At 62.3% G+C, this 10,918-nt stretch carries 9 protein-coding genes; 4 read left to right on the top strand and 5 right to left on the bottom strand.

Annotated elements, in window-relative coordinates; translation table 11 throughout:
* Positions 1-2,665: Ig-like domain-containing protein (locus AC58X1_RS21855; protein ID WP_497429451.1), on the top strand; the 2,665-nt coding region annotated here is incomplete at its 5' end.
* A gap of 227 nt (positions 2,666-2,892) precedes the next feature.
* Here the strand turns inward: AC58X1_RS21855 and AC58X1_RS21850 are convergent.
* Both AC58X1_RS21850 and AC58X1_RS21845 read right to left on the bottom strand, forming a co-directional pair.
* The gene (locus AC58X1_RS21850; protein WP_101317648.1) at positions 2,893-3,255 is read right to left on the bottom strand and encodes a YbaN family protein; all 363 of its coding nucleotides are present in this window, start codon (positions 3,253-3,255) and stop codon (positions 2,893-2,895) included.
* Positions 3,256-3,263: 8 nt separating this feature from the next.
* Positions 3,264-3,851 (bottom strand): UPF0149 family protein, encoded by a 588-nt coding sequence (locus AC58X1_RS21845; protein WP_101317650.1) that lies wholly within the window; start codon positions 3,849-3,851, stop codon positions 3,264-3,266.
* 246 nt (positions 3,852-4,097) lie between these two features.
* On the opposite strand from AC58X1_RS21845, the gene recQ reads away from it, so the two are divergent.
* A complete protein-coding gene (gene recQ / locus AC58X1_RS21840; protein WP_150572174.1) occupies positions 4,098-6,236 on the top strand; it encodes a DNA helicase RecQ in 2,139 nt (712 codons plus the stop codon).
* Positions 6,237-6,384: 148 nt separating this feature from the next.
* A complete protein-coding gene (locus tag AC58X1_RS21835; RefSeq protein WP_101317654.1) occupies positions 6,385-6,822 on the top strand; it encodes a MarR family transcriptional regulator in 438 nt (145 codons plus the stop codon).
* A gap of 46 nt (positions 6,823-6,868) precedes the next feature.
* Here the strand turns inward: AC58X1_RS21835 and AC58X1_RS21830 are convergent, their stop codons facing one another.
* The gene (locus AC58X1_RS21830; RefSeq protein WP_150572175.1) at positions 6,869-9,055 is read right to left on the bottom strand and encodes a patatin-like phospholipase family protein; all 2,187 of its coding nucleotides are present in this window, start codon (positions 9,053-9,055) and stop codon (positions 6,869-6,871) included.
* 67 nt (positions 9,056-9,122) lie between these two features.
* Here AC58X1_RS21830 and AC58X1_RS21825 point away from each other — a divergent pair, with 67 nt between their 5' ends.
* Complete coding sequence (locus AC58X1_RS21825) at positions 9,123-9,404, top strand: Rdx family protein (protein ID WP_103436586.1); 282 nt, start codon at positions 9,123-9,125, stop codon at positions 9,402-9,404.
* Here AC58X1_RS21825 and AC58X1_RS21820 read toward each other — a convergent pair whose 3' ends face one another.
* Complete coding sequence (locus tag AC58X1_RS21820) at positions 9,405-10,295, bottom strand: DMT family transporter (RefSeq protein WP_497429450.1); 891 nt, start codon at positions 10,293-10,295, stop codon at positions 9,405-9,407. It lies immediately after the preceding gene.
* A gap of 157 nt (positions 10,296-10,452) precedes the next feature.
* On the bottom strand, positions 10,453-10,764 hold the full coding sequence (locus tag AC58X1_RS21815) for an Mpo1-like protein (RefSeq protein ID WP_101317662.1): 312 nt from the start codon (positions 10,762-10,764) through the stop codon (positions 10,453-10,455).
* Positions 10,765-10,918 lie beyond the last annotated feature (154 nt).

The following is a 10,918-nucleotide window of genomic DNA, read 5'->3' as shown; positions in this document are numbered from 1 at the left end:
CGTCACTGTCTACGAAAACGCTCTGGACCTGAACAAGGATTGCCACGACCTGGCTCCGGGCGCTGTGCTCGGCAGCCAGCCGGGATCGGCCGCTGAAACAGCCAGCGGCACTTTGGTTGGCGCCGTGAGCGGCGGCGTAGGCATCCTCACCTACAGCCTGGTCGGCAATGCCGAGGGCCATTTCGGCCAGATCCAGGTCAACGGTGATGGCTCTTACACCTATACCCTGACTTCGCCTGCCAGCACTTCGCCGCAACAGAACGATGGCCCCAATATCGTCACCGAAACCTTCACCTATCAGGTCAAGGACTCGCTCGGCAACACCACCACCAGCAACATCGTCATCAGCATCGTCGATGACGTGCCCCAAGCGCATTGCGACGTTGCCCGAGTGGAAATGGGTGGGCAGGTCAGCGGTAACGTACTGCTCAACGACGTGATCGGCGCCGACGTCTCCGCTGATGGTAAATACGTAGTTGGTGTACGCGCCGGTTCAGATACATCGACGCCTGCCTCTGGCCAACTCGGCGTCAATGTCCAGGGCACTTACGGCTACATCACCCTCGATGTCGAGGGTAACGGGGTTTACCACTCGTACCCCAACAGCAATGCCCCAGAGGGCGCCACGGATACCTTCGTCTACACCATCCGTGATGCCGACGGTGACCAGAGCACCGCGACGGTCAGTATCAACGTGCTCAACTGCCAGATGGTGGCGACACCGGATCACGACGTCACTGTCTACGAAAACGCTCTGGACCTGAACAAGGATTGCCACGACCTGGCTCCGGGCGCTGTGCTCGGCAGCCAGCCGGGATCGGCCGCTGAAACAGCCAGCGGCACCTTGGTTGGCGCCGTGAGCGGCGGCGTAGGCATCCTCACCTACAGCCTGGTCGGCAATGCCGAGGGCCATTTCGGCCAGATCCAGGTCAATGGTGATGGCTCTTACACCTATACCCTGACTTCGCCTGCCAGCACTTCGCCGCAACAGAACGATGGCCCCAATATCGTCACCGAAACCTTCACCTATCAGGTCAAGGACTCGCTCGGCAACACCACCACCAGCAACATCGTCGTCAGCATTGTTGATGACGTGCCCCAAGCCCACTGCGACTTCGCCAATGTGGTCGAAGGCAGCAGCGTGACGGGCAACCTGCTGTGGAATGACGTGATCGGCGCCGACGTCTCTGCCGCTGGCCAGTATGTGATCGGGATCCGCGCCGGCAGCGACACCTCGACTTCTGCTGTGGGCCAGCTCGGCACAGAGGTGCAAGGCGCTTATGGCTACGCAACGCTGGATGCCAACGGTAATGGCGTTTATCACGCCAACCCCAACAGCGTGTCACCGGCTGGAGCTACCGACACCTTCGTCTACACCATCCGTGACGCCGACGGTGATGAAAGCACTACGACGGTGACCTTCAACGTCCAGGACGCCAGCCAGGCGGGCTGCGCTGATGGAGCTGTTGGCGCTCGCTCGGCGGCCACTGACAAAGCGGCGCCGATCCGGTTCGACGTTGACGAACACAAAGCCACCGGCTCGCTCAAGGAGCTTGCTCGCAGCGCGTTCGCTGCCAACAGCGGCGCCATGACCTCCGCGCTGGTGGTGGCCGGCTATCTGGCGCAGATGGGCAACAGCCACGCCGGCGAGCAGGACGTGTACACGGTGGCCCTGCGCAAGGGTGAGACGCTCACCCTCGACCACGATCGCGCGCCGGGCAACTTGCTCATGGAATGGAAAGGCGCAGCTGGCAGCTATCACCCTGTGGCGGACGGCGGCAGCTTCACCGCCAGCCATGATGGCCTGTACAGCATCCAGCTGACCAGCACGACCGACAGCACTGCCCCGGCGCAGGACAGCTTCAAGCTCAGCCTGCTGATCGATTCGAGCAATGTCCAAGGCGAGAGCCACCCTGTCGGCCAGACAGTTGGCAGCGACTCGGCAACTGGCACTGCAGACATCGTCTACCACGCAGACAGCACTGGCAGCGCGCTGACCGCCGATACGTTGTTGGCGGTGGAGGATGGCAAAGGCGAGGCGGTGCTGGTAAGCAGCCCAGGCAATGACCTGCTCGAAGGCGGTCACGGTATTGATACCGTCAGCTATGCCACAGCCAAGGCAGGCGTAGTGGTCGACCTCAACCTGGTGGGCCAGCAGGATACCGGCGGCGGTGGGCTGGACACCCTGGTCAGGATCGACAACCTGATCGGCTCGGACTACCACGACACCTTGATTGGCAACGCCAATGACAACGTGCTGATTGGCGGTCGGGGTGATGACCTGCTGACCGGGGGCGGCGGCAATGACACCTTCGTCTGGCAGAAGGGTGACACCGGCCACGACACTGTGACTGACTTCACGCCAGGCGCTGATCATCTTGACCTGTCGCAATTGCTTCAGGCCGATGCTGGCGCGGCGGCTTCACTGGATGACTTCCTGCACTTCAAGGTCAGCGCAGCGGGAGGTACGGTGGTGTCGACCATCGAAGTCAGCAGCGTGGCCGGTGCGGCACCGAGTCAGACCATCGACCTGGCCGGCGTTGACCTTGCCCAGCACTATGGCGTAACGGCGGGGGCGGGTGGTCTGATTGCATCCGGGCATGACACTGCAACCATCATCAACGGCATGCTCAACGATCATTCGTTGAAGGTGGATACCGTCTAAGGTTGTTTGACTCATCTTGAGCCCGCTGGGGCCGCTTTGCGGCCCTTTCGCGACACAAGGCCGCTCCTACAGGGACCGCGCTAGTCAGTCATGCGCGGACCCTGTAGGAGCGGCCTTGTGTCGCGAAAGGGCTGCGCAGCAGCCCCAGCTATCTCAATTGGATCAACGATATCTCATAGTTCGCAAGGTAGGTGAGTGCCGGCCTGGCAGTGCCCTGGAGGACGGGCTCAACTGCGGCGCAGGGTCTTCTGCTTGAGGATGTACAGGCTCACCAGCACCGCGCTGGTGAGCATGAATAGCCGCGCCCAGAACAACGGCACCAGATAGCAGGACAAACCGATACTGGCCCACATCAGGCCAATGGCGTAGACCTTGCCTTTGAGCGGGATCCCCTCACCACCGAGGTAGTCGCGAATCCACGGTCCCAGCTGCGGGTGATTGACCAGCCAGGCGTGGAAGCGCGGCGAGCTGCGGGCGAAGCAGGCGGCCGCCAGCAGCAGAAAGGGGGTGGTTGGCAATACCGGCAGGAAAATCCCCAATACCCCCAGCGCAACGCTGAGCCAGCCAGCGGCCAGCAACAGGTAGCGCATGACTGCTGTCAGTGATGGCGCGGCTTGAGCAGGGCTGGCTTTTCTTCCGGAGCGTGCAGCAGCAGGTACAGCGCGGTCAGGGCTTCCGGAATCTGCACGATCATGTCGTCCTGCAGGTTGGCGTCCTTGGCAATGTCTTCAAACTCTGGCTGCTCATCGAACAGACCCGAACCGACCATGATCGGCAGCAGCATTTCGCTGACTTCTTCTTCGGCGTTCTCGAACCAGGCTTCTTCACGCAGGAACACGCCTTCCATGAAGCCGATGCACCAGCCGCGCAGATCGGAGTCGTCCGGGTCTTCACCCAGGTCGAGGTCGCACGGCAGCTCGAACTCTTCGTCACTGGCCAGTTGACGGCTGATGTGGGCCTTGAGGGCGACCAGCGTGGCTTCGATTTCGACCCGCTGCGCGTCGCTGCTGTACTTGGGCTCTTCGGCAAACAGCGCGTCGATCCATTCGCGGTCAGGAACGGCCTCGGAAGTGATCGAAAGCGCGGTCAGGTAGCCGTGGGCGGCGACGTAATCCAGCGCTTCTTCGTGCAGCTCGTCGGCATCGAGGAAGACTTGCAGGCGGGTCAGTTGCTCGGCGAAGGACATTACGGGGCTACCTTGAAGAATAAACGATAACGAATTCTAGCACCTTGCTGCGATCACGGGGCAAAGGGAACGTCTGTCACCGTAGCGTCCTTTAGCACTCGTCGCTGGGGTATAATCCGCGGTTTTCAGCCGGGCACAGTGTTTGTGCGGCCCTTGGCAAAAGCTGCTTACGCATTCGCGCGTGTGCCGGACGAGTTTATCGTCCAGCCTGTGTTCGGGAATGATACGGCGATTTCGGAGTTTGCAATGCTCGAACAGGCTCAGCGCGTCCTCAAGGACATCTTCGGCTACGACAGTTTCCGGGGGCGCCAGGCAGCGATCATCGAATGTGTGGCCAATGGCGGCGATGCCTTGGTGCTGATGCCTACCGGCGGCGGCAAGTCGCTGTGCTTCCAGGTCCCTGGCTTGTTGCGGCCCGGCTTGACTGTGGTGGTATCGCCACTGATCGCCTTGATGGACGACCAGGTTGCCACCCTCGACGAACTCGGCGTGGCCGCGGCAGCCCTGAATTCTACCCTGAGTGCCGAGCAGCAACGCGAGCTGGCCGGGCGCTTGCGCCGCGGCGAGGTGAAGATGCTCTACCTCGCGCCTGAGCGTTTGGTGCAACCACGCATGCTCGAGTTCCTGCAGGGCCTCGACGTATCGCTGTTTGCCATCGACGAAGCGCATTGCGTGTCGCAGTGGGGCCATGACTTCCGGCCTGAGTACCTGCAATTGGGCCAGCTGGCCGAACAGTTTCCGCATGTGCCGCGCATCGCCCTGACCGCCACCGCCGACATGCGCACCCGCGAAGAGATCGTCCAGCGTCTGCACCTGCAGGGCGCCGAGCGCTTTCTGTCGAGCTTCGACCGGCCGAATATCTTTTACCGCATCGTGCCCAAGGAAGCGCCGCGCAAACAGCTGATGGCGTTTCTTGGCGAGCGCCGCGGCAACGCCGGGATCGTCTACTGCCTGTCACGCAAGAAGGTTGACGAGACCGCAGCGTTTCTCTGCGAACAGGGCTTTCCGGCACTGTCCTACCATGCCGGCCTGGCCGCCGACACCCGTGCCAGCAACCAGCGCCGCTTCCTCAACGAGGAAGGCCTGATCATGGTTGCGACCATTGCATTTGGCATGGGCATCGACAAACCCAACGTGCGCTTCGTTGCCCACCTCGACTTGCCCAAGTCGCTCGAGGCGTATTACCAGGAGACCGGTCGTGCCGGTCGTGACGGCTTGCCCGCCGACGCCTGGATGGCCTACGGCCTGCAAGACATGGTCATGCTCAAGCAGATGTTGCAGAACTCCGAAGGTGACGAGCGTCACAAGCGGGTCGAGCAGCACAAACTCGACGCCATGCTGGCCCTGTGTGAAGAAACCCGCTGCCGCCGACAGTCGCTGCTGGCCTACTTCGACGAAGTCCTCGAACAGCCCTGCGGTCACTGTGACAACTGCGTCGACAAGGTGCAGACCTGGGACGCAACCGAGCCTGCACGTCAGGCCCTGTCGGCGGTGTTTCGTACCGGTCAGCGCTACGGCGTTGGTCATCTGGTCGATGTGCTGCTGGGCAAGGACAACGAGAAGATCCGCAGCTTTGGTCACGAGAAGCTCTCGGTCTACGGCGTCGGCAAGTCCCTGAGTGAACATGAGTGGCGCTCGCTGTTCCGCCAGCTGGTCGCGCGTGGCCTGGTCGATATCGACCTCGAAGGCTACGGCGGCCTGCGCCTGTCCGACAGCTGCCGGCCATTGCTGCGTGGCGAGGTCAACCTGCAACTGCGTCGCGACCTCAAACCACAGACCAGCGCCAAGAGCTCCAGCGGTGGCAGCCCGGCCAGCCAGTTGGTGCGTGGCGAAGAGCGCGAGATGTGGGAAGCCTTGCGCACCCTGCGGCGCAAGCTGGCTGAAGAGCACAGCGTACCGCCTTACGTCATCTTCCCCGATTCGACTTTGCTGGAAATGCTCCGCAGTCAGCCTGCAAGCCTTGCCGACATGGGCCAGGTCAGTGGTGTCGGCGCGCGCAAACTGGAGCGCTATGGCCAGGCGTTTCTCGAGGTGCTCAACGGCGGCGAGAGCACTCAGGCGCCAAAGGTGGTGCTTGACCTGCGCCACGAACTGGTAAGCCTGGCGCGGGCGGGCATGACGCCGATGCAGATTGCCGGCCAGCTCAACTGCAGCGAAAAGAATGTCTACAGCCTGTTGGCCGAGGCGCTCGGCCGTCAGGAACTGAGCCTGGACCAGGCGCTGGACTTGCCCGAAGACCTGATGATGGAAGTGCAGGATGCCTTCCTTGATGGCGAAGGCGAGCTACCGCCGGTGGCGGAGATCGCAGCGCAATTCGCCCAGCGCGTGCCGGAGGGTGTGCTGTATTGCATCCGCGCTGCGCTGGCGGCCGAGTTTGAGCTGTAACCAGGCGCGATGCCGCTGAGCGCGGCATCTGGCTGATCCTTGTCATATTTTTTGATGATTATCGGACATTTCCGTGACGCCCAGCCTTGCCTGGAGCGCAAGGCCATGATTAGCTGGCTAATAATTAGTTCTATCCATCGAGTTGTTTATGCCGCTTACCGACAATCAACACCGCTTTGGCATGCAACTGGCCCAGATGTCCCGGGGCTGGCGCGCTGAACTGGATCGCCGACTGGCCGGGCTGAATCTGTCCCAGGCTCGCTGGTTGGTGCTGTTGCACCTCGCTCGCTTCGCCGAAGCGCCGACCCAGCGTGAACTGGCGCAGAGCGTGGGCGTTGAAGGCCCAACGCTGGCGCGCCTGCTCGACAGCCTGGAAACCCAGGGTCTGGTGCGCCGCCAGGCGGTGCTGGAAGATCGTCGTGCCAAAAAGATTCTGCTCTGCCCACCCGCCAAGCCGCTGATTGAGCAAATCGAAACCATCGCCAACCAGCTGCGTACCGAACTGTTCAGCGGGGTAGACGAGGCAGACCTGGATATCTGCATGCGGGTCCATGCAAAGATTCTCGGCAACCTGGAAAAATCCTGAGGCGACGTCAGGGCTGCCATGCAGGGGCAGCCCCGGGCGCGTTCAATCAGAACGTGTGGCCCAGATTGAGATACACCGCTTTCTGCTGCTCGCTGTTGGCCCCATAACTGAGGTTCAACGGCCCTAGCGGCGTCTCCAACCCTAAAAATATGCTCGCGGCGTTGATGTAGCCACTGTCGAAGTCATTGTCGTTGTTCCAGGCCCGGCCGCGTTCGAGCGAGCCGCCGATGTACAGCGGGAAGTCCAGCGGCAGGTAGGCGCGTGGCGTCAGGCGCCGGTAATAGACCATCCGCATCAGGCTGATGTTCTGCCCCGACACCGAATCCTGACGGAAGCCCGACAGCTGCCGGGCGCCACCGAGCACGAAGCTCGAAGTGACCACGTCGGCGTCGTTCAGCGTGCGCCCGTAGCGCCCGCCAAGTACCAGCGTGTCGGCGCCGCTGCTGAGTGCCTTGTCCACGTTCAGCTCCCACTGACGATAGTTGCTGTCCGAATCCAGCGACTTGTCGTAGTTGCGCAGAGTCAGGCCGATGTCTTCGCCACTGTGCGGGAAGTACACGTTGTCCAGCGTATCGAACGAGTACTTGAGCTCGTAGAAACCTTCGTTGAAGCTGACCGAGGGCAGGTCCTGATCACCAATGCGAACGTCGGCGTTGCCCCAGGCCTTGCCCACGCCTGCACGCACCTCGCCATAGGTACCGATCTGGCGGCCGAGGTTGATGCCGAAACCATAGCGTTGCAAGCGGTATTCGGCGATCGGGTCATTTTCCAGTGTCGCTTCGATGTTCTGTGAACCCAGATCCAGATACGGCGCGACGAAATACCGCGAACCGATGTCCAGCGGCTGATAGAACTCGCTGTACAGCTCTTGCTGATCGCCGATCTGCGCCCGCGTCAGCCATTCACCGCCCAGCCGATTGATGCCATTGATGCGGTAGCTGGCGCCGAGGTTGAAGGCGCTGTCGCCGCGCATGTCGTCCGACAGGTTGAGGCCCAGGCGTAGGTAGTCGGTACCGCCGCGTTTGCCGCTGGCCTTGATCACCAGGGTGTTGTCGTCGCCCTTGTGCACCACGCGGTACTGCACACCGTCAAAGTAATCCAGGCCATACAGGGTACCCATGTCGGTCTGCAGACGCTCCAGCTCCAATGGCTCGCCAATCGGCTGGCGAACGTAGTAGCGGATCACGTCGTCGCTGACCTTCGAATCATTCTCGACCTTGATTGCGGTAATCACCGGGGTGCGCTGGCGCGGCGAGCGGGCGATGGCGAGCTGAGTATCGCCCTCAGCCTGGCGCAGTGTAGCCAGCCGGGCATCAAGAGCACGGGTGGCGCGGTAGCCGGCCTCGATCATCTCGGCGGTGCGGCCGAAGTCAGTGACGCCGAATGCCGCCAAGGGCGGCTGAATCAGGATGTCATCGCGGTGCAGGTTGGCCAGTTGCTCTTCGGAATTTCGCCGGGTCATCAGGGTGATCGACTGGTTGAGCACATCCACTACCGTGTTCAGTTGCTTGCGGTCGCGCAACGGAGTACCGATGTCGACCACAATGGCCAGATCGACGCCCATCTCGCGGGCGACATCCAGCGGGATGTTGTCGACCATGCCGCCGTCGACCAGCAAGCGCCCATCCATCTCGACTGGGGCGAACACCGCTGGGATCGACATGCTGGCGCGGATGACCTGCGGCAGGTGGCCACGGCTGAACACCACTTTTTCGCCACTGGCGATATCGGTTGCGACGGCGCGGAAGGGGATCGGCAGTTTGTCGAAGTCGCGGGTATCAGCGGTGTGGGCCAATTTGCTTTCCAGCAGCAGGGCGAGGTTCTGACCCTGGATCACCCCCAGCGGCAGGCCCAGGCTGCCGTCGTCGCGAAAGCTCAGCTTCTGCTTGACCAGAAAATCGCGATCATCCTGCTTACGCCGGAACGGCACGTCCTTGCGCGGTGGCGCATCGGACAGCGCCTGCTGCCAGTCGAGTGTGGTGGCGAGTTTTTCCAGCTCTTCGACGCTGTAGCCCGAAGCATACAGGCCGCCAATGACCGCCCCCATGCTGGTGCCAGCAATGGCATCGACGCGCACGCCTTGCTCTTCCAGCGCCTTGAGCACGCCGATGTGCGCCAGGCCCCTGGCTGCGCCGCCAGACAGCACCAGGCCGACCTTGGGCCGGGTGTTTTCGGCAGCTGTGATCGGCAAACAGGTAAGCAGCAGCATCAGGCACAACAGCAAGCGGTGCATCGTCCAGTCTCAAAGCAGAGGGAAAGGCCGCTAGTATAAGCGGCCAACACTCTGGAGATAGCTGATCATGTCTGCGAGCAAGCCCGAAATAGTCATCAATTATTGCACTCAGTGCCAATGGCTGCTGCGCGCCGCCTGGCTGGCGCAGGAGCTGCTCAGCACCTTTGCCGACGATCTGGCCCGGGTCGCGCTGGAGCCAGGCACCGGTGGCGTGTTCCGGGTCACCTGCAACGGTGTGCAAATCTGGGAGCGCAAGGCGGATGGCGGCTTCCCCGAGGCCAAGCAGCTCAAACAGCGCGTACGCGATCAGATCGACCCGCAGCGCGACCTCGGCCACAACGATCGCTGATCAGCTGTTCTGGGTTGCAGGCTTGGCGGCGCTGGCCGGCTCGCTGGCCAGGCGGCTGGAGAGGATGATCGCCAGCACGATCAAGGCGCCGCCGGCGAGCATGGTCAGCGAAGGCCGCTCGGCGAACAGCGCCCAGGCCACCGCGATGCCATAGACCGGCTCCATGCCGAACACCACGGCGGCGGTGCGCGCCTTGATCACCGCCAGCGCAGCGACGAACAGGCTGTGCGCGATGCCGGTACAGAACACCCCAAGCAGGCCGATCCAGAGCCAGTCGACAGCGCGAACGTCGGCCAGACCCGGCGCTGCGAACGGCAGCAGGCACAGCGTTACCACCAGATTCTGCCAGAGCGCTGCCTGCGCCGCCGGCAAGCGCGCCCCGCCTGCGCGGTTGGTCAGCGACAGCAGCGAGAACAGCAACCCCGACAGCAATGCCCAGAGCAGGCCACTGGTGGCCTCGCTGGCCAGGTCGAAGGCGGGCGTGACGAGGATCAGGCCGATGCTCACCAGCACGACCAGCATCAGCTCGTTGCGACGGATGCGCTCGCGAAACAACAGCCCTTCAAGGATCACCGTGAACGCCGGGAAGCTGGCAAAGCCCAGGGTGGCGATGGCCACGCCGGCAACCTTGACCGCGATGAAAAAGCTCACCCAATGACCGGCCAGCAACACGCCGCCAAGCAGCAGACGGCGCACATCAGCGCCTTTGAGTGATTGCCAGGTCTGACGCATGAACTGGGCAAACAGACCCAGCGCCAGCACGGCGAAGGCGGCACGGCCAAAAACAATGATGGCCGGGCTGGCCGAGACAGCGAGCTTGCCGAAGACACCGGTCAGGCCAAACAGCAGCGCGCCGATGTGCAGAGCGCCGAGGGCGGTGCGGGGTGTCATGGGAGTCCTCTGTGCGGACCGCTGGCGATAGGTACGAGGCGTGGCGCAGCGATGGCTGATGACAGGTGCGAGCCAGTTTAAGCGCAGGCGGGGGCGCTGTCTGTGGCCAATTCGCCCATCCCGTGCCGCGCATCAGCGTGTACGCAGCCCTAGCGCTTTACAAGCTGACCTTGCCCAGCAGGACGTCACGGAACATCGCGAAGTCGCCGATCAGGCTATACCACGGATGATCGAACGTCGCCGGGCGATTCTTCTCGAAGACAAAATGCCCGATCCAGGCAAAGCCATATCCGGCAACCGGGATCAACAACAGCAACAACCATTTGCCGCTGGCAATGGTGTAGGCGAGCAGTGCTATCACCAGGCTGGTGCCGACGAAGTGCAGCCGCCGGCAGGTGGGGTTGCTGTGCTCGCCGAGGTAGAAGGGGTAGAACTCGGCAAAACTGCGAAACTGCGCTGTGCGGTCCATTATTTCGCTCCCTGAGCAACTGCTTATGGCGTGGGTACACGGCGTGGAGCCTGATTAGAGTCTAGAGTCATAGGCAAAGCGGGCCAGTGACAATAAGCGCCAATTGAGTATCCTTGGCATTCACCGCAGGAGCGGTCAGCACAAGAAGCCGGTT

This window comes from Pseudomonas sp. PGPR N4, from assembly GCF_059693665.1.
Note: the sequence above shows the minus strand (reverse complement) of the source record. Positions and strands in the feature narration are given on the sequence as shown.